The sequence below is a fragment of the Citrobacter sp. RHBSTW-01044 genome (assembly GCF_013781945.1).
GTDB lineage: Bacteria > Pseudomonadota > Gammaproteobacteria > Enterobacterales > Enterobacteriaceae > Citrobacter > Citrobacter braakii.
Map to the genome: position 1 here is coordinate 598,196 of NZ_CP056180.1, position 25,768 is coordinate 623,963.

The window sequence follows — 25,768 nt, forward strand, 5'->3', positions numbered from 1 at the left end:
ACCGCCTTATCCGGCCTACGAAATACATACTGTTAAATTTCCAGCGCCAGCATCGTCCCTTGGGCAATAGCGCGTCGGGCATCCAGCTCCATCGCCACATCGCAGCCGCCGATCAGATGCACCGTTTTACCTGCCGCGTGGAGTGGATCAACCAGTTCACGGCGCGGCTCTTGTCCGGCGCAAATCACCACGTTATCCACGTTAAAGATCACCGGTTCGCCGTTCAACACGACGTGCAACCCATCATCATCAATTTTCTGATAGCTAACTGCCGGGATCATTTTCACGCCGCGTGAGAGCAGGGTGGCGCGATGGATCCAGCCCGTCGTTTTCCCTAAACCTTGTCCCGGTTTGCTGGCTTTGCGCTGCAACATCACTATCTGGCGCGGGCTGCGGGATAAGTGCGGGCCTTCCAGGCGTAAGCCGCCAGGCTGTTGCAGGCTGGTGTCGATCCCCCATTCCACGCAGAATTCCGCAATGTTTTGGCTGGTGGGCTCACCGGGCTGGCTCAAATACATGGCGGTATCAAAACCGATCCCGCCGCAGCCAACAATCGCCACGCGTTTGCCCACCGGCATTTTATCGCGCAGGACGTCGAGATAGCTCAGCACTTTAGGATGCGCGATCCCCTCGATCGGTGGCATACGTGGCTCGATCCCGCTGGCGAGGATCACTTCGTCGAAGGGGTACAGATCGCGTGCGCTGACAAAGTGATTCAGCTTCAGCGACACGCCAGTCACATCGATCATCCGGCGGTAGTAGCGCAGGGTTTCATAAAATTCTTCTTTGCCGGGGATCTGCTTAGCGATATTAAACTGCCCGCCAATCTCGCTATGCGCGTCAAACAACGTCACGTGATGACCGCGTGCGGCGGCATTTATGGCGAAGGCGAGGCCTGCAGGACCTGCTCCGACAACCGCCAGATTTTTCGGCACAGTGGCGGCAACGATCGGCATTTCGGTCTCATGGCAGGCGCGCGGATTCACCAGGCAAGAGGTGACTTTGCCGACGAAAATCTGATCCAGGCAGGCCTGGTTACAGCCGATACAGGTATTGATCTCATCCGCTCGTCCGGTTTGCGCTTTTGACAGCAGTTCGGCATCGGCGAGGAACGGACGGGCCATCGACACCATATCGGCATCGCCACGGGCCAGAATGTCATCGGCGACTTGAGGATCGTTAATGCGGTTGGTGGTGACCAGTGGGATCGTCACATGCCCTTTCAGCTTACGTGTCACCCAACTAAACGCACCGCGCGGCACCGGGGTGGCAATAGTGGGAATACGCGCCTCATGCCAGCCAATACCGGTGTTAATAATGGTCGCCCCTGCGGCTTCTATCGCCTGCGCCAGTTGGACGGTTTCGTCGAAGGTTCCGCCGTTTTCCACCAGATCGAGCATCGACAGGCGGAAGATAATAATAAAGTCATTACCGGCACGCTGGCGTACCGCGCGCACCACTTCCACGGCAAAACGCATGCGGTTGGCATACTCGCCGCCCCATTCGTCATTGCGCTGATTGGTACGCAGAGTCAGGAATTCGTTGATGAGATAGCCTTCCGAGCCCATCACTTCGACGCCATCATAGCCTGCTTCCCGCGCCAGTTGAGCGCAGTGGGCAAAATCTTCAATCAACTGCAGTACCTCATCGTGCGTCAGCTCATGCGGCGTAAAGCGGTTGATTGGCGCCTGAATGGCAGAAGGTGCCACCAGATGCGGCTGGTAGCTGTAACGCCCGGTATGCAGGATTTGCAGGGCGATTTTGCCGCCTTCGTCATGCACGGCGTCGGTAATGACACGATGATGTGCAAGCTGGCTGGTGTCGTTCAGCATCGCGCCGCCTTCCATCCCCACGCCGGAAAGCGCAGGCGCAATACCTCCGCTCACAATTAACGCTACGCCGTGACGGGCGCGTTCGGCGTAGAACGCGGCCAGCCGTTCTGCACTGTCGGGATACTCCTCCAGCCCGGTATGCATTGAACCCATCAGCACGCGGTTTTTAAGCGTGGTGAAGCCTAAATCGAGCGGGGCGAACAGCGACGGAAAGCTCATAAAGGTGTCCAGTATGTAAAATTATTGTTATGTGGTCGGATGAGTTAATAATTTAGCCGTCGCCGCGTAAAAGGGAAAAGGGGAATGCCGTGATTGTGATGGGATTCAAAAAATGCCCCTGCGGACGCAAGGGCGAGTGGGTCAGAACGCCAGTCGTTTACCCAGACCGTCAAAGAGATGCAGGTGCGACTCTTGTACGGTGAGCGTAAGTGGTGTATCCGGCATGAAGCTAAGCTGTTGAAAAGACTTCAGGCACACGGGGTGGCCGGCTAAATCCAACCACACCAGCGTGGAGTCGCCCTGTAATTCACACAGCCGGGTACGACCTTGCAATGTGAAATCCCCGGTCTGCTGGTACTGCATATGCTCCGGGCGGATGGCGACAAACAGTTTGTCCCCGTCGCTAACGCCTGCGGGCTGACCGGTGAGGCGGAAGACGAGGTTATCGGCGATATGCAGCGCGCCTTCACGCCATACCGCTGGCAGAACATTGATTTTCGGCGTGCCGATAAACTCAGCGACAAACAGGTTTGCCGGGGTGTTATACAGCTCCAGCGGCGTGCCCACCTGCTCAATTTTTCCCTTGTAAAGCACCACGATGCGATCGGCCAGCGTCATCGCCTCCACCTGATCGTGCGTTACATAAATCATGGTGTTTTTCAGGGTGTTATGCAGTTGCTGGATCTCCTGGCGCATCCCGACCCGCAACGCGGCATCCAGGTTAGACAGCGGTTCATCAAACAGAAACAGTTCCGGTTGCTGGACAATAGAACGCCCGATCGCCACACGTTGGCGCTGCCCGCCGGACAGATTCTGCGGCAGCCTGTCCAGCATCTCTTCCAGCTTCAGCATGCTGGCGGCGTGAGCGACCCGCTTATCAATTTCGGCGGCGGGCGTGTTGATATTACGTAAACCGAATGACAGATTTTCCCTGACGGTCATATGCGGGTAGAGGGCGTAGGACTGAAACACCATCGACAGGTTGCGTTTGCCCGCCGCAAGCCTGGTGACCTCTTTTCCCCCCATCACCAGTTTACCGCCGTCGGGGATTTCCAGTCCGGCGATGATCCGCAGCAGCGTGGATTTCCCGCATCCGGAAGGGCCAACCAGCACAATGAACTCCCCGGAGGCGATCTCCAGCGACAGATTTTCAATGATGGTGTTCTTGCCCCAGGCTTTATGAATATTACTCAGGCTTAGCGCGGTCATAACCTCTCCTTGTCAGAATCCCAGGCTGCAATCAGCGTTAAAAGTTCATCGGTTTTGCGCGCCAGCAGTGCCGTATCCGCGCGGGTTTCCACGTTCAGGCGCAGTAGCGGCTCGGTGTTGGACGCGCGTAAGTTGAAGCGCCAGTCAACGAAGTCGATGCTCAACCCGTCGCAATCGTCACGCAGGCCGCCGGCTTGCAGATAGTGAGCGGCGATGGATTGCATGACCGATTGCGGATCGGCCACCGTCAGATTGATTTCGCCGGAAACCGGAAAGCGCACCTGGGCGTGTTCGATATACGCCGACAGCGGACGGCTGTCGCTGCCGATAATTTGCAGCAGCAATACCAGTGGGATCATCCCGCTGTCGCAATAGCCAAAATCGCGGAAGTAGTGGTGGCCGCTCATTTCTCCGCCGTAGACCGCGTCCTCTTCGCGCATTCGCGCTTTGATAAAGGCGTGCCCGGTTTTGCTGATGACCGGGATTCCGCCGCAGCGAGTTACAACGTCCAGCGTATTCCACGTCAGGCGCGGGTCGAGAATGATGTGACTGCCTATGGAGCGTTGCAGGAAGTGCTCGGCGAACAGGCCAACCAGGTAGTAGCTCTCAATAAAGCGGCCACACTCATCAAAGAAGAAGCAGCGATCGAAATCGCCGTCCCAGGCGATGCCGAAATCAGCCTGATTCTCGATAACCGCCTGCTGGGTGATGAGGCGGTTTTCCGTCAGCATCGGATTCGGCACGCCCGCCGGGAAATGACCGTCCGGCTGATGGTGCAGGCGAATAAACTCAATCTGAACGCCCGCACGGGCTAGTCCGTCGGCGATCGCGTCAAGCGCAGGCCCGACGGTGCCATGTCCGGCGTTGGTCACAATACGTAGCGGGCGAGTCGGCGGATGCTGAAGGAAGCGCAGCAGGCAGGCAATCCAGGCGGGGCGATTATCATAAGGGATGAGGCTGCCACGATGGACAATCGGAGCAAAGTCATTGCGCTCCGCCAGCGCTTTTATCTCCAGCAGGCCGTTGTCGTTACTGATCGGACGCGCCTCTTCGCGCACCAGTTTCATACCATTGTACTGCGCCGGGTTATGGCTGGCGGTAATCTGAATGCCGCCGTCGGCACGCAGTTCCCGGGTGGCGAAATAGATCTCTTCGGTGCCTGACAGCCCAAGGTCGATAACATCCACGCCGCTGGAAATCAGCCCGTCGGTCACGGCGGATTTTAACGATTCCGAGCTAAGGCGAATGTCGGCGCCGATCACTACCCGGCGCGGATGGCGCCAGGCGGCGTAAGCGCGACCGATGCGAAAGGCGATATCCGGCGTCAGGTTGACGCCAACCTCACCGCGAATGTCGTAGGCTTTAAAACAGGTTAGTTCATCCATAATCTACTCTTCTGTAATTAATGAGTCAGGCTGACTCCCGAATGATGAGCTGGTAAGGCAATTCATAGTGGGTCACCGGTCCTCTGGTGAGCAGCAATTTGACGGCCATTTCCCCTTTCTTTTCCGCGTCTTGCGCGATGGTGGTCAGGCGTATTCCCGCCACCTCAACGGCGAGATTATCGAAACCGGTAACGGCAACCCGCTGCGGAACCGCCAGCTGCTGCCGTTGGCAGTAGTGGATCGCGCCGACGGCGAAGCGATCGGAAAGGCAGATAAGCGCAGTGATCTCCGGATGGGTTTCCAGTAACGCTTTGGCCGCCTGTTCGCCGTGTTCTTCATCGTGTCGGGTTTGATACAGCCAGCACGTATCAAGGGCGAAGCCGCGCTGCTGGAAAACCTCCCGGCAGGCATTCACGCGGGAGAGCATCAGCAGGTTGTCGCCGGTGACGGGGGCGGTCAGATCGCACATTCCCTGCGCGGAGGGCTGTGACGGAAAGGCGATGATGCCGAAATGTCGATGACCTTTATCGGCCAGATAGCGGGCAATATCGCGCATGGCGCAGGCGTTATCGATGGAGACGCTGCTGTGGTCGGGAAACTGAAAATCGAGCGTGACCACCGGACGCCCATGAGCCAGCGCGTGCTGGATCATGGCCGCATTGTTATGCGTGGCGTTGAGAATATAGCCATCAACCAGGGTGTTGAGCGGCGTCTGTTGCCGCTTACGCAAAGGGATCAAGACCAGATTGACGTTTTGTTCTTCACACTGGACGGCGATCCCCCGCATCAGTGCAATGTCGTGGGGATCGATAAACACGTAACTCATAGAGTCGTTGAATATCACGCCGATGGTGTCAGATTTGCCGGTACGCAGCGCGCGCGCCAGCTTGTCCGGTCCCTGAAAGCCAAGCTCGCTGGCGTATTGCAAAATTCGCTTGCGCAGCTCCGGAGATAATTTTTCCGGATTATTCCATGCGTTCGACACCGTGGTATGGGAAATACCCATAATCTTGGCCAATGATTTTATCGTAATACGTTTCTTATCTTTATTATCATTAACGTTTATTTTCATGTTTAATATATTTGCTTGGTTTATATATTGGCGTGAATTATTTATTTCTATCGTCCATTGCGTTGAACGTTGATGCAAAGTTTAACGTTAAACAAAAATCGTTTTGTGATTTGTTTAACGTTAAACATAAAAAGGGGATGTTAATTTACGCTCCATTCAATAGCAGGGTAGCGGTAAATCAATACTTATTGAAAGTAAATGGAGAGTTATCGTGAGAATTGTAATATTAGCTAAATTAACAGCCTGTGTACTATTCGCGTTTTGTATTTCTGGCTGCGGTCCGGATGATAAAAAATCCGCAGAGACAGCAAAAACGCCAATTAAAATGTGGGTGGCACCAAACGAAAATGAAGAAGCCTTCTGGAATACTATGGTTAAAGAATGGAATAAAGACCCGGCGCATACCCCGGTCGAATTTACGCCCATTCCTGCCGCCAGCAGTTCTGAAGAGGCAATAATGAACGCGCTGGCTTCCGGCACGGAACCCGATATTTCCAGTAATATCTTTATCGGTTTTGCCAGCCAGTTGGTGGAAATTGGTCAGCTTGAAGACCTGTCTAAAATGAGTGGTTTTAATGAACTCGTTAATAACCGACAGATGGGCAAAATTATTCCTGCCTGGCAATTAAACGGCGAGCAACACGTTCTGCCAATCTATATTAATCCTATCGTCTGGTGGTGGCGGGGCGATTTACTCAAGCAGTATGGTTTTGACCATGTTCCGACCCGTTATGATGAGCTTTATCAGCTGGCAGAGCGCCGGGCGGCGGATAATAACGGCTATGTTATCCAGATGACCGCCGGGAAAAACTGGTGGGAACGCTGGTTCGATTTTATTCCGCTTTATTATGCGCAAAACGGCGGTAAACCTTACCTCGCGGGTCATCAGGCGACGTTTGCCGATCCTGCCGGACAGGCGGTACTGACCTTTATGGGGAAAGTTTTTAACAGCAAGTGGAGCAGCTACGACTTCACCGCCGCCGACGATCCGTTAGCGACCGGACAGGTGCTGGCATCCGCGCGCGGTCCGTGGGATATCGCTCGCTATCACAAGCAGTATCCGGAGATCCTCAAAACGCTGAAAATTGGGCCGATGCTCACCGAGAAAGGCGACGCGCACCCGTATACGTTCGGCGACAGCAAAGGGGTGGTGATCTTCAGTTCCAGCAAGCGCAAAGCGCAGGCGTGGGCGTTTATTCAGTGGGTCTTTAACAACGCCGAGCACGACCGGAGCTGGCTGGAGCTGACCGGTATGCCGCCAGCACGCAGTGATTTAATGAGTAATCCGCTGTTTGTGAATTACTTTGAGAAAAACCCGCTGGAGAAGGCGATCGCTTCTTACGTGGACGTCGCGCTGCCGCCAGCGGCCACTACGCAAACCACGGAGATTCAGCGCAGCATGACGCAGATGCTGGAGCAGGTCATTTTCAACCACGCCGATCCGGCAGCCACCCTCGATAAATCCGCGCAGGAAATTAACACGTTGCTGGCGAAATAAGGGGAAAAAATGGCTGGATATGAATCCCGCACCGGAGGCCTGCTGGCCTCCACGTGGATCGGTTATTCGTTGCTGTTCTGGTTTTATCCGCTGTGCTGGCTGGTCGTGCTTAGCGTGACGAACTGGCAATTTATTGGCACGCCGACGTTTAGCGGATTACAGAATATCATTGGCGTGTTTCATGACGCGTTATTCTGGCAGTCGATGTGGAACGTGTGCCGTTTTTTAATGTGGTATATCCCGATTGTCTTTCTTGCCTCGCTGCTGTTTGCCGCGGGATTACGAAAAATTAAGTACGGGAAAAGTTTTATTGCCCTGAGCTTTTTACTGGCGAATATCTCTTCGGGGGTGGCCTATTCCATTGTCTTTGCAAAACTGTTCAGCGAATACGGGCCGGTCAATCAATTTTTACAGGCCAGTTTCGGCATCTCTGTGCCCTGGTTTACCAACCCTGACTGCGCCATGTTATCCATTGCGTTAATTGTTACCTGGAAATTCGTCGGTTATTACGGGCTGATTCTCTATTCCGGGATGGTGGCGATCCCCGCGGATATTTACAGCGCGGCGCAGTTGGATAAAACCGGGAAGTTTAAGCAAAGTTGGGCGATTACCCTGCCGATGATGAACGCGCAAATCGTGATGGTGATGGTGCTGGCGATTACCGTGGCGTTCAGCATCTTTACCGAGCCGTATCTTATCACCGGCGGTGGACCGCTCAACAGCACCACCAGTCCGATGGTAGTGATGTATGAAGTGGCGTTCCAGAAAATGAAGCCAACCTGGGCGGCGACCATGTCGATTATCGTTGCGGCATGCAGTTTCCTCGCCATCTGGGTCTTCCGCAAAGTATTCGAAAAACATATCGAGATTGTGTGAATGAAGAAACTGACTCCCTTAACGCTGCTCATTCACGCCGTGATGTTTTTGCTGGCGCTCACCTGGCTTTATCCTTTTATCTGGATGGTGATCTCCTCGTTGAAACCGACGGCGCAAATCTACACGACCGGGCTGTTTTCCGGTCATCTGACGCTGGAGAATTACGCTTTTCTGTTCGATAACAGCAACCGGGCGGACAAACCTTTTTTGCGCACCCTGGTTAACTCGCTGTTCGTGTCGCTCACCATTACCGTCTGCGTCACGCTGACCTCAATGCTGGTGGGATATGCCGTCGCGAAAACCGAGTTTCGCGGCAAAAATGCGTTTCGCAACCTGTTGATTGTGCAGATGGTTTTCCCGGTCTTTATGTTCATCATTCCACAGTTTGTCCTGATGCGTGAACTGGGGCTGATCAACAGCTACGGGGCGATGATCCTGCCGTATGCGATGAGCGCCTGGGGCATTTTTATGGTTTCGCAGAGCTTTAAAGGCACGCCGAATGATTACCTGTACGCCGCAAGGCTCGATCACGCCAGCCTGTGGGGGATCCTGCGGCATGTGATGATGCCGCTCAATAAATCCATTCTGGCGATTGTCGCGCTGTTCACCTTTTCCAGCTCATGGGACAACTTCCTCTGGCCGCTGATCGTGATGCGCGAAGTGGACAAAATGCCGTTTTCGGTGCTGCTCGCCACCTTCAGCAAATCCTATGGCATCTACCTGGGACCGGTGCTGGCGGGGTCGGTGGTGCAGATGCTGCCAATCGTTGTCCTGTTTATTCTGTTCAGAAAGTACTTCCTCGAAGGCATGTCGTTATCACTGAAATAAGGAACGTGACGGTGAAAAAGCAACCGTGGTGGCAGGCGTGTACCTGCTATCAAATTTATCTGCCTTCGTTTTGCGACGGCAATAACGACGGGCTGGGCGATTTTCCGGGCCTGATTTCCCGGCTGGATTATTTGCAGGCGCTGGGCATCGGCGCGGTGTGGATCACGCCGTTTTATCCCTCTCCGCTGGTGGATAACGGCTACGATATCAGCGATTACTACGCCGTTGACGCCCGTTTCGGCACTCTCGACGATTTTCGCCGGGTGGTTGACGGCTGCCACGCCAGAGGCATTCGGGTGATTATCGATCTGGTGGTCAATCACGTCTCCTCAGAACATCCCTGGTTTTGCGATGCGTGGAATAATCCGGACAGCCGCTATCGTGATTATTTCCTTTTTCGCCGCCAGCCGAATAACTGGCGTTCTTTCTTTTCCGGCAGCGCGTGGACCGCGGAGCCTGACACCGGCGAATTTTATTACCATAAATTCGCGCCCGGCCAGGTGGATCTCAACTGGGCCAACCCCGCGGTGGAACAGGAAATTTACCGGGTGGTGGATTTCTGGGTTACGCAGGGGGTGGACGGTTTTCGCTTTGACGTCATCAACTTTCTTACTACCGACGGCATTGGGCCTGATAACCCGGAAGAGAACGGCGAGCAGCGCCATGAATTTGACATCAATCAGCCGCGACTCCCGGAGACGCTGCAACGGCTGTGTGCCCATGTTCGGGCGCAGGGTGACTATTTCCTGATTGGCGAAATCGGCAGCGAAGACCCTGACGTGCTCAGCCGCTATCAAAGCCCTCAGCTGATGGACGTGGTGTTTAATTTCAATATCGGCAGCCAGAAAACCTTTGATGTTTCCCGTCTTTTCAGCCAGTTAAAAACCACGCTGGCTGCGCAGTCGGGTTTACCGACGCTGTTTTTCTCCAGCCATGATATGTCGCGGATGATCAGCCGCTTTGGCGAAAACGAGCGCGATACCGGGCGGGCGCTGGCGGTGCTGGCGCTTCAGCTAACGGTGAGCGGCGTGCCGTTTATCTTCCAGGGAGAAGAGCTGGGGGTGACCGACTACCATCCGCAAACGGCAGAGCAGCTTTTTGATATTCAGGGAAAAACCCATTACCGCACCGCCCTTGCCGCAGGCAGCAGCCCACAGCAGGCACTGGCGCTGGCTATTGAACATTCGCGGGATGGTTCGCGTGCGCCGCTGCCCTGGCGCGACGCCCCCTTTGGCGGATTTTCCTCCGTCGCGCCGTGGATGCCCGTCGGCGGCGATATCGCCCTGATTAACGCGGAGCGCCAGCAGCAGGATGAAACATCGTTCTGGCATCAGTACCGACGGCTGATCGCCCTGCGCCGCCGCGTTGCGGCGCTGCATCAGGGACAGCAGGACTCGCTCGACCTCACTGACGAATGCGTCTGGTTTACCCGTTCGACGGCGGCGGAGCAGGTCTGGGTCGCCATCAACTTTGGTGCGCCCGTTCGCAATCCGTGGCAGGAGATTGAGGCTGAAGTGCTGTACGGAGAGGACGCGCAATGGATTGGCAAGAATCAATGTTTGATCAAAAGGAGAGTACATGGACAGGCACAGTAAAAACCCGTTGATTACCCCGGTGGACGTGACGCCTTCACTGCCCGGCAGGAAGGTCGATTGTGTTTTCAATGCTGGCGTAACGGAGTGTGACGGGGAGATCGTTTTGCTGCTGCGAGTGGCGGAAAGCGTGATCAATTCCGACCCGCAGCAGCGTGTCGTACCGCTGTTGGAAAAAACCGATGCGGGCTGGGTACAGGCCACCGCGAGTTTCGATCGTCGGGATGAACGCTATGATTTCAGCGATCCGCGGGTGATCGTGCTGAAAAGCGATCCGGCGCGGGTGTGGCTGACCTCCATGTCGCATCTGCGTCTGGCGCGCAGCCGCGACGGGGTGAACTTCCGGATTGACAGCCAGCCGTTTATCATCGCCGATACGCAATATGAAGAGTTCGGCTGCGAAGATGCGCGGATCACCCGCATCGATGATACCGCGTACATCAACTACTCGGCGGTGTCGTCGCTGGGGATTTCTACCGCGCTGGCGGTGACCAAAGATTTTGTCACGGTGGAGAAAAAAGGGTTGATCCTCTGCCCAGACAACCGCGACGTCTGCTTTTTCCCGGAAAAGATCGCCGGTAAATATCACGCCCTGACCCGTCCGGCCCCGTGCCACTTCGGTCATCCGGAAATCTGGATTTGCGAGTCGCCGGATATGCTGCACTGGGGCAACCATCGCCACCTGCTGGGACGGTCCGGCGATGCCTGGGACTGCCGTAAATCAGGCGGCGGCGCGCCGGTATTAAAAACCGATCGCGGCTGGCTGGAGATCTACCACGGTGTGGATGCCGATCAGCGATACTGCCTCGGCGCGCTGCTGCTGGATCTCAACGATCCGACCCGCATTCTGGCGAAATCACCGGTGCCGCTGCTGGAGCCAGATGCGCCCTACGAGCGCGAAGGCTTCTTCGGCAATGTGGTGTTCACCTGTGGGGCGCTGATCCGCGATGAGACGCTGCACGTCTGGTACGGTGCCGCCGATGAGTGTGTGGCGCTGGCGACAATGCCGCTGGACAAACTGTGGCGGCATCTGGGGGTTAAATAAATGCCGCAGAGTGTCCTGGGTTGCTAAACCTCCTTCTGGCTGGGGGGACGATTCACACGTTGCGGCCGCTGGTGGACGAATCTTTGCTGCAAATAATGAAAGTACACAACAGAAGAGCAGGGCAATAAATGCCCTGCAAGTCTGTATATTTAATTTCACATTGTATTTCAGGTGAGCAAGAAAACAGACCGCTCTAATCGTTATTAATATTTTAATTAATATCTGACGCGGGAGCCGCCTCAATAGCTTTTTCTTCTTTGGTTAGCCCTTTGATGTATTTACTGTATTTCCACCAGGCAAAACCGAGAAAAATAACAATCCCCCCGACGTTATAGAATATAATTGTCATGATGTTACCGCCGGTCGGGAAGGTCGAGGCAATAAACCCGATGGTGAAAAGGACAATCAGCATCGATACCACAATAATGCCGGTTTTTTGCGAACCCATACGGAAGTCGCGCGGTAAGTGGTCCAGTTTTGCGCGCAGATTCAGGTAAGCCAGCATAATAAACAGCGGCGGCAGCATCGATGCGGCGGCTGTCATGTTGATGATGGTGTTCATTAAATCCTGCACGGTATTGGAGCCGAGCGTTGGGATAATCATCAGCGGGATAACAATCAGGAACTGAATCCAGGCTGCGCGGGCCGGAACGCCATTTTCATTCAGTTCGACGGTTTTTTTACCGAAAATACCTGCCGGAATTTCAGAGAAGAAAATTTTCACCGGCGTTGCGGTCCACATCAGCAGAGAGCCGAACATCGCGGTAAAGGAGACCAGGCCAACAAAGCGGTTAACGATCAGTTCCGGCAGGCCAAAGTATGCCGCCAGACCGTGGAATACCTGTACCGAACCACCGGTAAATTTCAGCTCTTTGCTGCTCACGAAGACGTTGATCAGTACCGAGGAGATGGAATAGAGCACGCCAATAAAAATCCCGGCAATAATAATAACCTTCACGAACGATTTGGACCCGCCCTTGACGTCGTTGACGTACACTGCCACCGACTCCGCACCGCCTGCCGCCATAAAGATCCAGGTGGTGATACCGAGGAAGGCCCAGTTAAAATTCGGGATCATTGCGTCTACGGTGATAGGGTCAGCAGGCTGTACGCCGCCAACCAGCGCAGTACCCGCCAGCAGGATGTAGGACAGGGTCAGCAGCAGCATCAATGTGGAGGTGACCGAAGTAATTGGTCCTAACATTTTTGCGCCGTTGGTCGAAACCCAGGTGGAGAAGGCAAACAGCACCATACTTAATACAGTGGTTGCGAACGGCGTCAGAATGTATTCGTAGCCTAAAAAAGCATATGAGGCGTAGGCGATAACACGGGGTAACAGCGAGGTAAAAAAGAACAGGTTAACGAACCAATAGGTGTAGGCGGTAATAAATGCCCAACGTCCGCCCAGCGAACTTTTCACCCATGCATAGACACCGGCTTCGGAGTTTTTATTCAGCGAAACAAATTCAGCGATGATTAAGCAGAACGGAATAAAGTAGAAGATCGTCGCGAGGAAAAACATCGGTGCGGATGCCAGACCCAGCTCAATATTATTGTTGATAACGTTATTAAAACTATAAACCGCGGCAAAGGTGAGTGAAAGTAAGCCGAACTTGCCGATGGTATTACGTTTGGTATCAGACATAGCACATCTCCGATTCCTGATTATTATAGGGTACTGGCGGCGCAACGTCGGCGCCGCCTGTGTTTTTATTTATTATGAAAATAACCATCTTCGATGGTGACTTTGAGTACGACTTTCTTCACTGCGTTATTACAAATAAAACGATAGGCTTCATGGTTGTCACAAATAACCATTTGTCCTTCGCGCACTTCTACGGTTTTTCCACAGCCTTTCAGATATTCGCGATCGGTTTCATCGCGATAATATTCAACCACCTGGAGATCCTCTTTGGCGGCATACTCTATTTTTTGCTGTCCTTGCAGGTAGTAATGGATTTCAAAATAACGACGATGACCGGTAAACAGTGCATCGGTCGCGGAGTCTGTCTCCACGCGATAGCTCAGGGAATCACCGATAGAGTGGGCAACGCCTGGTTGAATATTATCAATATTTTCAATCGCTTCGACGCAGCGCTGCCACTTCTTCCCGGATGCGTAAATTTGTTGGAACTGCGCTAAGTTGTCGATGATCCTCATTTTGTATTCTCGCTGTGCAAATTCGTGGAAAAGAACCCGGTACCAAAGACGCGGCTGGCGGCGGTTTGAGCGCTAGATTCGCTACCGGAAACCGGCAACAACGTGAAGCCGTAGCTGAACGAACGGAACCAGACGCGCCAGGAATCAAGCACCTCGCTTCCCCACGAGTTGGAGCCTAAGCCCAGCACCTGGTGGTCCAGATTCAGGGTGATGTCATCGCTGCGCTGCAGCGCATTACAGTGCTGTGCGGCAAAGATATTTTCTGGCGTATAGCGCCAGGCGCTCAGGTTGACAGGGCGCTGCGGAACCACCAGCAGACCGTTGCCGTGGCGGTTGGTTAGCGTTGCCCAGCGCACGTCCTGACGATTGCCGTTGTTTTGCGGGAACGGATAGTTTTCGAACATCTCATCCACGCTGCTGCGCCAGATATCGATGATGTTGGCCTGCTGGCTATCGGCATAGTTTTCACCGGGACCACGTCCGTAATACGCCACCTGCCCCAAATCGCCGTTGATGCCCATCGTGAAGCCGATGCACGGAATAATGTCCCGGTACTCGCCGTAAGGCTGGCCGGAAAGCTCCACGTTCAACTGACCGTCTGCGGCAATCCGCCAGCGGTAGGTACAGCGCATACCGAAATCAAATACCGGCGGGGCGATAATCGTCTGGCTGGTTATCAACAGCGCGTCATCGGTTTGCTCAATGGCAAAATCGCGCAGATGCTCCTGCATAATCTGTAAATGATTTGGTTGCCAAAGGCCTTCGAACTCTTGTTTGTGGTTATCAATGGTTGGTTTGAAGAAATTAATCTTCGGCTCGCGGGTAATCAGCTCCTCACCGTTAACGGTCCAGCTAATGGGCTTACCGTTCAGTTTTGAGAAGGTCAGATGGAAGTTATAACCGCGTATGGTGCAGCTCTGGGGGCTGTCTTCCAGCGTCAGAGGGGTAGCGTTTTTCAGGCTAAACGGTACGGCAGCCGCCGTTCTGGCCTTCAGCGGGAACTGATAAGTCGCGATGTGGTGCCCGGCTTCGCTGTATAACGTGCGGGAATCTTTCGTCACGATGACGTTGAGGAACGCTTCGCGCGCATCCAGCTCCGGCAGTGTGCATTGCACCAGGGTATCGCTATTAGGAGGGACGTCGCGCAGTTTTATCTGCTGAGCAGAAAGCGTATCTCCTTCGGCGCGAACCTCAATATGCAAGGTGTAGTCGTCAAGCGTGGTAAACCACAGTTTGTTTTCTACCCGTAGCTCGCCGCGAGCCAGATCCTGTGCGCGTACTTTTACTGGCGCAATCACCTGCTTGTACTCTTGCAGACCCGGCCCCGGGGTTTGATCGGAATAAATCAGGCCATCAAGGCAGAAGTTGTAGTTGTTCGGATAGTCGCCGTAGTCGCCGCCATATTTGTACCAGACGTTGCCGTCGTCATCTTTGGCCTGAATCCCGTGATCGCACCACTCCCAGACATAGTGTCCCTGAATGCAGTCATGCTGATAAAAGACGTTCTGATATTCCGTCAGCCCGCCGGGACCGTTGCCCATGGCGTGAGCATATTCGCAGATGATGCGCGGCTTAGGATGTGGATATTCGCCAAACTCATTCATCAGCGGCACACGGGTGTACATGGTGGAGATGATATCCACCACTTCGGCGTCACGATCTTCTTCGTAATGGATCAGACGCGTGTCATCCAGCGCTTTCGCGGCGTGATACATGGCGCGGATGTTACAGCCGTATCCGGATTCGTTGCCGAGCGACCAGATGACGATCGACGGGTGGTTTTTTTGTGCATGGATGTGGCGCACGATGCGCTCAACGTAGACGTTTTCCCACAGCGGATCGTCGGTTATCCGGCTGATATCGCCGATATTGGCGAAGCCGTGAGATTCAACGTCGGTTTCGGCCATCACGAACAGACCGTAGATATCGCACAATTCATAGAAACGCGGATCGTTCGGGTAATGGGCGGTACGCACGGAATTGATGTTGTGCTGCTTCATTAACAGCAGATCTTTTTCAACGCGATCCATGCCAACCGCGCGGCCTTTAAGATGATCGTTATCGTGACGGTTAACGCCATGCAGCATCACGTAGCGGTTATTGATGTAAAACAGACCGTCGCGAACTTTGATATCGCGGAATCCGACCCGCTGTGGCACGACCTCAAGGAGATTGCCGTTGGCATCTTTCAGCGTCATCACCAGATGATAAAGATACGGCGATTCCGCTGACCACTGCTGCGGCGCGCTAACCTTGAAATTAAAAGCGGTGCGGGTGTGTTGATCCACTGCCAGATTGTTAATCACGCCGCTATGCAGCGCCTGCTCACCGTCAAACAAGGTGTATTCGAGTGACGCCATCGCTGGCGTGGAACCCAGGTTTTCCAGCGCAATGTCGCAGGTGAGGGTGGCGTCGCGATAGTCATCATCGAACTCGGTGCGAACGGTAAAATCCTGAATATGGGTCGCCTGTTTGCCTACCAGATAGACGTCGCGGAAAATTCCCGCCGACCACCACATGTCCTGGTCTTCAACGTAAGTGGAATCAGCCCATTGCATTACGCGAACGCACAGCAGGTTGTCACCGGTCTTTACCACCGCGCTGATATCAAATTCAGCCGTCAGGCGGCTGCCTTTGCTGAAACCGACGTACTGACCATTCACGTAAACTTCGAAGTAGGTTTCTACGCCATCAAATTTAATCAGCGTTTGTTTGCCCAGCCAGCCTTCGCTGAGGGAGAAAATGCGCTGGTAGGCTCCGGTGGGGTTATTGGTTGGAACGTAGGGGACATCAATCGGGAAAGGAAAACCTTCGTCGGTATACTGCAGTTTGCCATGTCCTTCCATCTGCCACATGCCTGGGACGGTGATGCTGCCCCAGTCATTCATCAACTGCGACGTAAAGGTTTCCGGCACCTGCAGCGGATGCTCAAAGAACTGAAAATTCCACTGACCGCTTAGCAACTGAAAGAGGCTGCTGGTTTCGCGGGCAAACGAGCGAGCCTGCGCAACGGAGTCATAAGAGAAAAAATATGCGCGTGGCGCCAGTCGATTTTCGTGGGTGAGCTGAATGTTTTCCCAGCGATTCATAAGGCCTCCCGGTGGAGAAAAATCGGAACCATTCATTGTAATGGTGAGTAAGTGTAATTGATGGTGATTTTAGTAAAAATTTTACTAAAATATAGTGAGTGAGGTGATTTACTTTAACTGGATCACGAAAATAATGGGGCGCAGAAAATAATGCATGACAATGCGCGCCCGGCATCAGAAGAAACCGGGCGTGTTTACTGGGGATTTTAGCGGGTGGTGCCGCGCAGTTTCAGCTTGCTGGGAACAAAAACCAGCAGAGGAAGCGCACGCCCATCGCGGGCTTTCTCAAACAGCAGGTTGACGCCCTGACTGCCCATCATTTCTGAATGGATGCGAACGGTGGAAAGCGGAGGAAAGGTGAAGCGCGCTGTCGGGATATCATTAACGCTAATCAGCGAAATGTCCTGCGGAATGTTCAGGCCACGCTCGTGAATGGCGCGCAGAACGCCAATAGCAATCGAGTCTGAAGCCACAAACAGGGCACCGGGATAGTCGGCTTTCGCCAGCATTTTTTTGGCCAGTTCATACCCTGATGAACTGGAGAAACCGCCGCGATAGATGTCCTGTTCAGAAACGACCTGCTGCAGACGACCGTATTCGACAAACGCGGCTTCACGGATATCAGCCTTGCCGGGTTCGTCTTCACCGCCGATGAAGCCAATGCGAGTGACGCCCTGGGCGATGAAGTAGTCGATACTCTCTTTACTGATGCGGGCCAAATCGATATCGACGGCGTCATATTCGCTGCCGGGTTCATGGAAATCGATAAAGCAGATGTTGTCGGTAAGCGCTGCTGCTGCATTACGCAAAGCCGAAGAAGGCTTGCCGACAATAAGAATGCCGGTAATGTTTTTGCTCTCCGGTAGCCCACTGTGCTCATAGCAGTTGGTCAGTTCGATCCCCAGCTTCTCACACTGGGTTTCTATTCCGTGACGGATCGCGAGATAGTAAGGATCGTTGATTTCCAAATCCTGCTGGTAGCTGTAGAGCGCCAGAATATGCTGGGGGCCGAGCGCGCTGGTCTGGTTTTTACGAGCACTGCTGGTTTTGTACTCCAGTTTTTCCGCGATCTCCAGAATGCGATGCTTGGTCTCTTCTTTTACATTCAGCGTGGGGTCATCGTTTAAAACCCGGGACACTGTCGCCAGGGACACGCCAGCTTCGATTGCGATGTCTTTAAGTGTTGCCATGTTTGCCTTTTCCCTGAGTTACCTGCGCATTGTAAATGAAGTGCTTATCTATTCATCTGTTTTCAGTAAAAAAAGTACGTTTAATTGACATGCCTGGGGTAAAACTGGGCTTTCAGAGTGTGATGACTACGTCATTTTCCCGCTTTTGAGAACCATTCCCGGAAAATATTTTGCTATTATTTAGTAAAATTTTACCAAAGGAGAACACAATGGATACCGTCGCATTTGCTGATTTTGCCCGAATGGAAATACGTGTTGGAAAAATCGCACAGGCAAAGCGCCATGACAATGCTGATAAGCTGTATATCGTGCAGGTGGATGTGGGAGAGCGTACGCTGCAAACCGTGACCAGCCTGGTGCCTTATTACAGCGAAGAAGAGCTGATGGGGAAAACGGTGGTGGTGCTGTGTAATCTGCAAAAGGCCAAAATGCGCGGGGAAACGTCAGAATGCATGTTGCTGTGCGCTGAGACGGACGATGGCAGCGAAAGCGTGCTGCTGACGCCAGAACGCCTTATGCCTGCGGGTGTGCGGATTGTTTAAGTTGTGCTAATTGCCGGATGGCCGCTACGCTTTTAGCCGACCTACATTTGATCCCGTAAGCCTGAGATGCGCAGCGCCATCCGACATGTATTACACCTGCTCCACGCTCACCCGTAATGCTGCCAGGGCTTTGCGCGTCGATCGCAATACCAGATCGCATTGCTCGATCGTTAACGTTAACGGCGGTTCGATACGGATCGTCTTTGCATTGTTTAGCGTGCCGGCAACCAGTACCCGCTGGCGGAACATCTCACTGGCAAAGTTGTAGCCGATTTCATTATCGACAAACTCAATTGCCATCAGCATGCCTTTACCGCGTACATCATGCACGAGGTCTGGGTACTCCCGCGCAAGCTGGCGGAAACCATCCAGCAACATATCGCCTTTCTGCTCCGCCTGAGCCGGTAAATTTTGCTCCAGCAGGACGTTAATGGTGGCTAGCGCAGCCGCACAAGCGAGCGGGTTGCCGCCAAACGTGGTGGTATGCAAGAAGGGATTGTCGAACAGAACGGAAAACACCTCTTCAGTGGCAATAGTTGCGCCAATTGGCATCACGCCGCCGCCCAGCGCTTTGGCCAGACACATAATGTCGGGCTGCACGTTTTCGTGCTCACAGGCGAACATTTTGCCGGTACGACCCATGCCGGTCTGCACTTCATCAAGGATCATCAGCGCGCCAAACTCATCGCAAAGTTTACGCACGGCGGGCAAATACCCTTGCGGTGGCAGGATCACGCCCCCTTCACCCTGGATAGGTTCGAGGATCACGGCTGCGACGTCGTCACCGGTCTTTTTACACTCGCTGAGCATGGTGCGCATCGCGTTAATATCGCCAAACGGCACATGGCGGAAACCCGGCAGCAGCGGCATAAACGGTTTGCGGAAGGTTGATTTAGCCGTAGCGGATAGTGCTCCCAATGATTTGCCGTGGAATGCGCCGCTGGTGGCAATGAACGTAAATTTACCGCGCGGCGATTGATACGCTTTCGCCAGCTTCAGAGCGGCTTCAACCGACTCGGTCCCGCTGTTACAGAAAAAACTGTATTTCAGTTTACCTGGCGCCAGCGCGGCGAGGGTTTTTGCCAGCATGGCCCGCAGAGGGTCAAGTAGCTCCTGGCTGTGCAGAGGTTGTTTCGCGAGTTGATTCTGTACGGCGGAAACCACGACTGGATTACGGTGCCCCACGTTGAAAATTCCAAATCCACCCAGGCAATCGACGAACTCCTGCCCCTGGGTGTCGACAAGCGTATTCAGGCTTCCCGCTTGCCACTCTACGGCTCCGTAATCCCCGCCTGCAGTTACAGATTTTCGATACTCTAAGAACCCCGGATTGACATGCTCCTTGAAGTATTCAATCACCTCTCGGTTTAATGATTTCATTTCCTCATGATCAAGCGTGCGCTTTTCGATGAGATTCAGTGCGTGTGCGCTGCAGGCCAGGGCCGATGCGCTGGAAGGTAACCTGTTCAAAATATGCTCCCGGAGCTCGCGTATCACATGATACTGATTTAAGTATTGCAGTGATTGCGCCATTCCGGCGCGCTTAGCAAAAATCGGGATAAACACCAGGAAACATCTCATTCACGCAACATTTAATGCTGATGTTTAACATTTGCTGGCATTTTGCCCAGGTTAAGACCGCGAAAACAGATCGGAAAAGCACTTTTCTGCGCTAAAAGTGAGCAATATTTGCACTGTGACGGTGCGTTGGTAGAAGTGTAGTTGAATAGTTACTGGATGAAAGTATTTTAAATCAATGGATTAGAATGCGTACAGATTTTGAGGTTTAATCGCAAATTGCGATCTAAATCAAATTTAACAACTAAAGATAAAAAAATTATCGCCGAAATAACATAAGCCGAAAGAGTTAACAACCAGATAACCTGCACAGGACGCAATCATGTCTTCTCATCCCTACGTTAGTCAGCAAAATACACCGCTGGATGATGATATCACCCTCATGTCGACCACCGATTTACAAAGCTATATCACCCACGCGAACGATACTTTTGTCCAGGTCAGTGGCTATCAACTGAATGAATTGCTCGATAAGCCGCACAATCTGGTTCGTCATCCGGATATGCCAAAAGCGGCGTTTGCGGATATGTGGTACACCCTGAAACAGGGTGAGCCATGGAGCGGGATTGTGAAAAACCGGCGTAAGAATGGCGATCACTACTGGGTAAGGGCCAATGCGGTGCCGATGGTACGGGAAGGTCGTGTCACCGGATATATGTCGATTCGTACCCGGGCCACTGACGAGGAGATTGCGGCGGTAGAGCCTTTATATAAAGCGCTGAATGAAGGGCGTTGCAACCGACGTATCCATAAAGGACTGGTGGTACGCAAAGGCTGGCTGGGTAAACTCCCGGCGCTGCCGATTCGCTGGCGAGTGCGCAGCGTAATGGCAATTATGTTTATCGTACTGGCGGCCGCATTGCAGCAAATGGGCGCCGAATGGCCGTTACTGCTGATAAGCGCGCTGGTGATGATGTTGGGAACGGCTATTTTCGAATGGCAGATTGTGCGTCCTATTGAGAATGTCGCTCGTCAGGCGCTAAAAGTGGCGACCGGTGAACGAAACAGCGTGTCGCATCTTAACCGCAGTGATGAACTGGGCCTGATGCTGCGAGCGGTTGGGCAACTGGGGCTAATGTGCCGTTGGCTCATCCATGATGTCTCCAGTCAGGTGAGCTGTGTGCGCAGCGACAGCGAAACGCTGGCGAAAGGCAGCGATGATTTAAACAAGCATACGCAGCAGACCGTAGAGAACGTGCAGGAAACGGTGACCACCATGAATCAGATGGCGGCATCGGTGAAGCAAAACTCAGAGACCGCCGCCGCGGCCGACAAGCTCTCCATTGCAGCCAGCAGCGCGGCGACGCACGGCGGCGAGGCGATGGATACCGTCATCAAAACTATGGACGATATCGCCAACAGCACCCAGCGGATCGGCACCATTACCACGCTGATTAACGATATTGCTTTCCAGACTAATATTCTGGCCCTGAACGCCGCTGTTGAAGCCGCACGGGCGGGTGAGCAGGGGAAAGGGTTCGCCGTGGTGGCGGGAGAAGTGCGTCATCTTGCCAGCCGCAGCGCCAGTGCAGCCAATGATATCCGCAAGCTGATTGATGCCAGCGCCGATAAGGTGCAGTCCGGATCCGACCAGGTTCACGCCGCAGGGCGCACGATGGATGATATTGTGGCGCAGGTGCAAAACGTGACGCAGTTGATTGCCCAAATCAGTCACTCAACGCTGGAACAGTCAGATGGTCTTTCGAGCCTGACTCGCGCAGTGAATGAATTAAGCAACATTACGCAGAAAAACGCCGAACTGGTTGAAGAGAGCGCCCAGATTTCCGCGATGGTGAAACATCGCGCTGGTCGTCTGGAAGATGCGGTTACGGTGCTGCATTAATATTAACGATAAAGGCGGAACGCAGGGTGAACGCGTTCCGCCTGCTCTGTAGATTAATCCAGTTGAGTAATATCCAGCGCAGCGCGATCGATAATACCGATGATTTTTTTGATCTGCGCATCGCTGGTATCACCATGATTGACCCGTAGGTCCAGCACGGCTTTGAAGTTCTCCAGCGCGCGTTTCATCTGCGGGTTCTTGCGTAATTCAAAACCCACGCAGCGGGCTTTAATACGTTCGTGGATATGTTCCAGATGCTCACGGTTTTCATCCAGCCACTGCTGGCCCTGGGTTGTGATCGCAATCTGTTTACGCCCGCCTTCCTCGTCGCTGATGGTGATCAGCTCTTGATCCTGCAAGAAATCCAGCGTCGGATAGACGACGCCCGGGCTCGGGGTATAGTTGCCCTGAGTCAGGGTTTCAATCGCTTTAATCAGCTCATAGCCGTGGCTGGCGTCGCGGGTCAGGATATCCAGAATGACCAGGCGTAATTCTCCGTGACCGAAGAAGCGCTGGCGACGACCGCCGCCGCGACCGTGGCGGTGTCCACAACCCTGTTCGTGGTGATGTTCTTTGGTGCAGCCTTCATGGCGATGTTCTTCACCTTTGCAGCAACCTGCATGGTGTTCGTTGTGGCGGCCTTCGTGGTGATGCCCTTCACCCTTGCAGCAGCCTTCGTGTTGGTGCTCTGTATGCTTGCAGCAACCTTCATGATGGTTTTGCATCATCGTCTCCTGATGTGTTTTAGATATATCTAATTTATATCTAAATATTGTTTTGGTGCAAGCCTATAAAATGTTTTTTGTTTAAATTGATGATTTTTATCTGTTTTAAAGGGGTTGTGTTAGCCGATTAATCAGAAGTCGACTATATCAAAAAAGTGCTTGCAATCTTGCTGATTAGCAATCATTATCATTTAAAAATTAATTTAGATATATCGTATTATCTTTCCGAAGGCGAAAAAATGACAAAAAACACCTCACGCTACCCGCAGCGCGTTCGCAATGAACTGCGTTTTCGGGAACTTACCGTCCTGCGCGTCGAACGTATTAGCGCGGGCTTTCAGCGCATTGTACTGGGCGGTGACGCTCTGGATGGTTTTAGCTCACACGGCTTTGACGACCATACCAAGGTCTTTTTCCCTGAACCGGGCAGCCACTTTGTGCCGCCGGTTGTCACCGATGAAGGTATTGTCTGGGCTGACGGCGTGCGTCCGATATCCCGTGATTACACGCCGTTGTATGACGAAGCACGCCATGAGCTGGCACTGGATTTCTATATTCATGACGGTGGCGTGGCAAGTACGTGGGCGATGAATGCCCGCGAGGGTGACAAGCTGACGGTAGGCGGACCGCGCGGTTCTTTGGTGGTGCCAGAGGACTATGCGTATCAGGTTTACGTGTGTGATGAATCGGGAATGCCTGCGCTGCGCCGACGCCTGGAGTCGCTCAGCCGTTTAGCGGTACGTCCGAACATCACGGCGCTGGTAAGCGTGCAGGATGCCGCGTACCAGGACTATTTTGCCCATCTTGACGGATTTACTATTCAGTGGTTTATCGGCCATGACGAACAGGCGGTGAATGAACACTTATCGCAGCTAAGCGTACCCGCAGATGATTACTACATCTGGATTACCGGCGAAGGTAAGGTGGTCAAAAACCTGAGTGCTCGCTTTGAAACCGAGGCGTTCGATCAGCAACTTGTTCGCGCAGCGGCTTACTGGCATCAGCGCCGTTAATCAGTAATTAGATGGCGGCACGCCAAACGCCTGGCGGAATGCGTAGCTAAATGCCGCGGTGCTTGAATACCCTACGTCGAGCGCCACGGCGGTCACGCTTTTATTTTTCTTCAGCATTAATACGGATTCCAGAATACGCATTTTTTGCTTCCAGACGCTGAAAGGCAATCCGGTTTCTTTTTTGAAATGGCGTGAAAAGGTACGGGCAGACATACCCAGATGCTGCGCCCAGTATTCAAGCGAATGCTCCAGCGCCGGGGATTCTTGTATTGTTCGACAAACTTTAGTTAATTCGCGATCCTGCGGCCAGGGTAATACAAAAGCGACTTCCGGAAGCTGCAGAATAATGTCGACCAGGACGCTAACCAGCTTGCCCTCTTTTGACTGGCTATCATAATGGCCCGAAATTAAATTCGTGGCGTAATGAATAAACTCTCTGGCGAAATCACTGATAGCCACCACTTTACATTCATTGATGCTCTCTTCAAGAAAGCTCGGTTTAATATCCAGATTCTCTAAATACACATCATCCAATGCCCAAACCGCATGCTCCGTATGATTCGGGATCCAGATGCCATAATGCGCCGGGATTATCCAGCACTTGCCGGCAACATCAATACGCATACTGCCTTTGCGGGCGAAATGAAACTGCATAAAAGAGTGTGAATGCTGTGGAACATGATGATTGGCTTCCAGGACATAAGAGCGAAAGTAAACATCCTGCGGCAGTTCCGTCATGGAGTTATCCGGGAAGGAGTTCCACTGTTTTTGCACGAGAGTTTCCATAAATAGATCGTCAATGCTCCCGATGGTGTGTCCGCTGCTCGATAGATCTTGTCCGCGGATCATAATACATACACTCTGTTTTCCATAATAATCTTGCGTAAGAATTTTTAGCCCACCTTTGGTAAATACCATGAACTCGCTTTGTTCAGATGCTGTCATCGTCAATGAAACAAATGATAACTGGACCCGAATGGGAAAAGAGCTGCTTTCGCAAGCGGATATCAGGATTAATGGCTCCCGTGCCTGGGACATTCAACTTCATCATGCCGGTTTCTTTAAACGGGTACTGCAACAAGGTTCATTAGGGCTTGGCGAAAGCTATATGGAAGGCTGGTGGGACTGCGAGCGGCTCGATATTCTGTTCTGCAAAATCCTGAAAGCAAAACTTGACCAGCAGATGCCGGGTAACCTGAAAGATATTTTACGTATTGCCAGCGCACGCCTGTTTAATTTGCAGTCGCGGAGCCGCGCGTGGATTGTTGGCAAAGAACATTATGATATTGGTAACGATCTCTTTGCACTGATGCTTGATCCGCATATGCAATATTCCTGCGCTTACTGGAAAGACGCAACCACACTAGACGATGCGCAAAATGCCAAATTAAAAATGATCTGTGAGAAGCTACAACTGAAACCGGGCATGCGTTTACTCGATATTGGTTGTGGCTGGGGTGGGCTGGCGGAATATGCGGCGCGTCATTATGGCGTGGCGGTAGAAGGCGTCACCATTTCCAAAGAGCAGCAAAAAATGGCGCAGCAGCGCTGTGAAGGACTGGACGTTAACATTCTGCTGCAGGATTATCGCGACCTCGATAAACACTACGATCGCATTGTCTCGGTGGGGATGTTTGAACATGTCGGGCCAAAAAACTACGACACTTATTTCAGCATCGCCGACCGTTGTTTAAAACCGGACGGACTGTTCCTGCTACATACCATTGGTAGCAATAAAAAAGGGATGAGCGTCGATCCGTGGATCAATAAATACATTTTCCCGAACGGCTGCTTACCGGCGATCTCCCATATTGCCGAAGCCAGCGAATCACGGTTTGTGATGGAAGACTGGCATAACTTTGGCAGCGATTACGATAAAACGCTGATGGCGTGGCACGAGCGCTTTAATCAAGCATGGCCGGAGCTGTCATCACGTTATTCCGCCACCTTCAGAAGAATGTTTAACTACTATTTATGCGCCTGCGCCGGGGCTTTCCGCGCCAGAGATATTGAACTTTGGCAGGTGCTGTTTAGTCGCGGCGTAGAGGGCGGGATCCGCGTGTATCGTTAAC

General features: G+C 53.0%; 20 protein-coding genes. 9 read left to right on the forward strand and 11 right to left on the reverse strand.

Annotated elements, in window-relative coordinates:
- Positions 1-32 precede the first annotated feature (32 nt).
- The 4 genes from HV352_RS02965 to HV352_RS02980 form a co-directional block, all read right to left on the reverse strand.
- Positions 33-2,051 carry an NADPH-dependent 2,4-dienoyl-CoA reductase gene (locus tag HV352_RS02965; protein ID WP_181635177.1) on the reverse strand — a complete coding sequence of 673 codons (2,019 nt, stop codon included), beginning with the start codon at positions 2,049-2,051 and terminating at the stop codon, positions 33-35.
- Positions 2,052-2,192: 141 nt separating this feature from the next.
- The gene (gene ugpC / locus HV352_RS02970; protein ID WP_047414093.1) at positions 2,193-3,260 is read right to left on the reverse strand and encodes a sn-glycerol-3-phosphate ABC transporter ATP-binding protein UgpC; all 1,068 of its coding nucleotides are present in this window, start codon (positions 3,258-3,260) and stop codon (positions 2,193-2,195) included.
- Positions 3,257-4,645 (reverse strand): phosphomannomutase CpsG, encoded by a 1,389-nt coding sequence (locus tag HV352_RS02975; RefSeq protein ID WP_181635178.1) that lies wholly within the window; start codon positions 4,643-4,645, stop codon positions 3,257-3,259. The genes ugpC and HV352_RS02975 overlap by 4 nt, the downstream gene beginning before the upstream one ends.
- A gap of 25 nt (positions 4,646-4,670) precedes the next feature.
- Positions 4,671-5,717: a LacI family DNA-binding transcriptional regulator gene (locus tag HV352_RS02980; protein ID WP_181635179.1), complete on the reverse strand. Its 1,047-nt coding sequence runs from the start codon at positions 5,715-5,717 to the stop codon at positions 4,671-4,673.
- 211 nt (positions 5,718-5,928) lie between these two features.
- Here HV352_RS02980 and HV352_RS02985 point away from each other — a divergent pair, with 211 nt between their 5' ends.
- The 5 genes from HV352_RS02985 to HV352_RS03005 are packed head-to-tail and all read left to right on the forward strand — an operon-like array spanning position 5,929 to position 11,556.
- Positions 5,929-7,215 carry an ABC transporter substrate-binding protein gene (locus HV352_RS02985; protein ID WP_181635180.1) on the forward strand — a complete coding sequence of 429 codons (1,287 nt, stop codon included), beginning with the start codon at positions 5,929-5,931 and terminating at the stop codon, positions 7,213-7,215.
- Positions 7,216-7,224: 9 nt separating this feature from the next.
- Positions 7,225-8,091 (forward strand): sugar ABC transporter permease, encoded by an 867-nt coding sequence (locus HV352_RS02990; RefSeq protein WP_016154602.1) that lies wholly within the window; start codon positions 7,225-7,227, stop codon positions 8,089-8,091.
- The gene (locus HV352_RS02995; protein WP_016154601.1) at positions 8,092-8,919 is read left to right on the forward strand and encodes a carbohydrate ABC transporter permease; all 828 of its coding nucleotides are present in this window, start codon (positions 8,092-8,094) and stop codon (positions 8,917-8,919) included.
- A gap of 11 nt (positions 8,920-8,930) precedes the next feature.
- Complete coding sequence (locus HV352_RS03000) at positions 8,931-10,514, forward strand: alpha-glucosidase (protein ID WP_181635181.1); 1,584 nt, start codon at positions 8,931-8,933, stop codon at positions 10,512-10,514.
- Positions 10,498-11,556, forward strand: a complete 1,059-nt coding sequence (locus HV352_RS03005; RefSeq protein WP_181635182.1) for a glycoside hydrolase family 130 protein — start codon at positions 10,498-10,500, stop codon at positions 11,554-11,556. Before HV352_RS03000 ends, HV352_RS03005 begins: the two co-directional genes overlap by 17 nt.
- A 211-nt stretch (positions 11,557-11,767) precedes the next feature.
- Here HV352_RS03005 and HV352_RS03010 read toward each other — a convergent pair whose 3' ends face one another.
- From HV352_RS03010 to ebgR, 4 genes are all read right to left on the reverse strand, one after another.
- Positions 11,768-13,201: an amino acid permease gene (locus tag HV352_RS03010; protein ID WP_016154598.1), complete on the reverse strand. Its 1,434-nt coding sequence runs from the start codon at positions 13,199-13,201 to the stop codon at positions 11,768-11,770.
- A 65-nt stretch (positions 13,202-13,266) separates the two neighbouring features.
- On the reverse strand, positions 13,267-13,716 hold the full coding sequence (locus tag HV352_RS03015; RefSeq protein ID WP_016154597.1) for a beta-galactosidase subunit beta: 450 nt from the start codon (positions 13,714-13,716) through the stop codon (positions 13,267-13,269).
- Positions 13,713-16,805, reverse strand: a complete 3,093-nt coding sequence (ebgA, locus tag HV352_RS03020; RefSeq protein ID WP_181635183.1) for a beta-galactosidase subunit alpha — start codon at positions 16,803-16,805, stop codon at positions 13,713-13,715. Before ebgA ends, HV352_RS03015 begins: the two co-directional genes overlap by 4 nt.
- A gap of 206 nt (positions 16,806-17,011) precedes the next feature.
- The gene (ebgR, locus tag HV352_RS03025) at positions 17,012-17,995 is read right to left on the reverse strand and encodes a transcriptional regulator EbgR (protein WP_016157523.1); all 984 of its coding nucleotides are present in this window, start codon (positions 17,993-17,995) and stop codon (positions 17,012-17,014) included.
- Positions 17,996-18,204: 209 nt separating this feature from the next.
- On the opposite strand from ebgR, the gene HV352_RS03030 reads away from it, so the two are divergent.
- Complete coding sequence (locus tag HV352_RS03030; protein ID WP_047414075.1) at positions 18,205-18,537, forward strand: tRNA-binding protein; 333 nt, start codon at positions 18,205-18,207, stop codon at positions 18,535-18,537.
- Between the two features lie 90 nt (positions 18,538-18,627).
- Here the strand turns inward: HV352_RS03030 and ygjG are convergent, their stop codons facing one another.
- Complete coding sequence (gene ygjG / locus HV352_RS03035; protein ID WP_049259762.1) at positions 18,628-20,007, reverse strand: putrescine aminotransferase; 1,380 nt, start codon at positions 20,005-20,007, stop codon at positions 18,628-18,630.
- Between the two features lie 430 nt (positions 20,008-20,437).
- Between ygjG and HV352_RS03040 the strand changes: the two genes are divergently transcribed.
- Positions 20,438-21,958: a PAS domain-containing methyl-accepting chemotaxis protein gene (locus HV352_RS03040; protein WP_016154592.1), complete on the forward strand. Its 1,521-nt coding sequence runs from the start codon at positions 20,438-20,440 to the stop codon at positions 21,956-21,958.
- 53 nt (positions 21,959-22,011) lie between these two features.
- On the opposite strand, the gene HV352_RS03045 is transcribed toward HV352_RS03040, so the two are convergent.
- Positions 22,012-22,686, reverse strand: a complete 675-nt coding sequence (locus HV352_RS03045; protein WP_165499988.1) for a PadR family transcriptional regulator — start codon at positions 22,684-22,686, stop codon at positions 22,012-22,014.
- A gap of 236 nt (positions 22,687-22,922) precedes the next feature.
- Here HV352_RS03045 and HV352_RS03050 point away from each other — a divergent pair, with 236 nt between their 5' ends.
- Positions 22,923-23,696 (forward strand): siderophore-interacting protein, encoded by a 774-nt coding sequence (locus HV352_RS03050; RefSeq protein ID WP_153647239.1) that lies wholly within the window; start codon positions 22,923-22,925, stop codon positions 23,694-23,696.
- Here the strand turns inward: HV352_RS03050 and HV352_RS03055 are convergent, their stop codons facing one another.
- Positions 23,697-24,545, reverse strand: coding sequence for a helix-turn-helix transcriptional regulator (locus HV352_RS03055; protein WP_049259761.1), 849 nt, complete (start codon positions 24,543-24,545; stop codon positions 23,697-23,699).
- 67 nt (positions 24,546-24,612) lie between these two features.
- Here HV352_RS03055 and cfa point away from each other — a divergent pair, with 67 nt between their 5' ends.
- On the forward strand, positions 24,613-25,767 hold the full coding sequence (cfa, locus tag HV352_RS03060; RefSeq protein ID WP_046276244.1) for a cyclopropane fatty acyl phospholipid synthase: 1,155 nt from the start codon (positions 24,613-24,615) through the stop codon (positions 25,765-25,767).
- Position 25,768: the final 1 nt, after the last annotated feature.

What these genes read in the sequence shown, in the direction of transcription:
- cfa (WP_046276244.1), top strand. Translation starts at nt 24,613, where the DNA reads ATGAACTCGCTTTGTTCAGATGCTGTCATCGTCAATGAAACAAATGAT.
- HV352_RS03005 (WP_181635182.1), top strand. Translation starts at nt 10,498, where the DNA reads ATGGACAGGCACAGTAAAAACCCGTTGATTACCCCGGTGGACGTGACG.
- ebgA (WP_181635183.1), bottom strand. Translation starts at nt 16,805, where the DNA reads ATGAATCGCTGGGAAAACATTCAGCTCACCCACGAAAATCGACTGGCG.
- ebgR (WP_016157523.1), bottom strand. Translation starts at nt 17,995, where the DNA reads ATGGCAACACTTAAAGACATCGCAATCGAAGCTGGCGTGTCCCTGGCG.
- HV352_RS02995 (WP_016154601.1), top strand. Translation starts at nt 8,092, where the DNA reads ATGAAGAAACTGACTCCCTTAACGCTGCTCATTCACGCCGTGATGTTT.
- HV352_RS03010 (WP_016154598.1), bottom strand. Translation starts at nt 13,201, where the DNA reads ATGTCTGATACCAAACGTAATACCATCGGCAAGTTCGGCTTACTTTCA.
- HV352_RS02980 (WP_181635179.1), bottom strand. Translation starts at nt 5,717, where the DNA reads ATGAAAATAAACGTTAATGATAATAAAGATAAGAAACGTATTACGATA.
- HV352_RS02975 (WP_181635178.1), bottom strand. Translation starts at nt 4,645, where the DNA reads ATGGATGAACTAACCTGTTTTAAAGCCTACGACATTCGCGGTGAGGTT.
- HV352_RS03015 (WP_016154597.1), bottom strand. Translation starts at nt 13,716, where the DNA reads ATGAGGATCATCGACAACTTAGCGCAGTTCCAACAAATTTACGCATCC.
- HV352_RS02965 (WP_181635177.1), bottom strand. Translation starts at nt 2,051, where the DNA reads ATGAGCTTTCCGTCGCTGTTCGCCCCGCTCGATTTAGGCTTCACCACG.
- HV352_RS03040 (WP_016154592.1), top strand. Translation starts at nt 20,438, where the DNA reads ATGTCTTCTCATCCCTACGTTAGTCAGCAAAATACACCGCTGGATGAT.
- HV352_RS03045 (WP_165499988.1), bottom strand. Translation starts at nt 22,686, where the DNA reads ATGATGCAAAACCATCATGAAGGTTGCTGCAAGCATACAGAGCACCAA.
- HV352_RS03055 (WP_049259761.1), bottom strand. Translation starts at nt 24,545, where the DNA reads ATGATCCGCGGACAAGATCTATCGAGCAGCGGACACACCATCGGGAGC.
- ugpC (WP_047414093.1), bottom strand. Translation starts at nt 3,260, where the DNA reads ATGACCGCGCTAAGCCTGAGTAATATTCATAAAGCCTGGGGCAAGAAC.
- HV352_RS03050 (WP_153647239.1), top strand. Translation starts at nt 22,923, where the DNA reads ATGACAAAAAACACCTCACGCTACCCGCAGCGCGTTCGCAATGAACTG.
- HV352_RS02990 (WP_016154602.1), top strand. Translation starts at nt 7,225, where the DNA reads ATGGCTGGATATGAATCCCGCACCGGAGGCCTGCTGGCCTCCACGTGG.
- HV352_RS03030 (WP_047414075.1), top strand. Translation starts at nt 18,205, where the DNA reads ATGGATACCGTCGCATTTGCTGATTTTGCCCGAATGGAAATACGTGTT.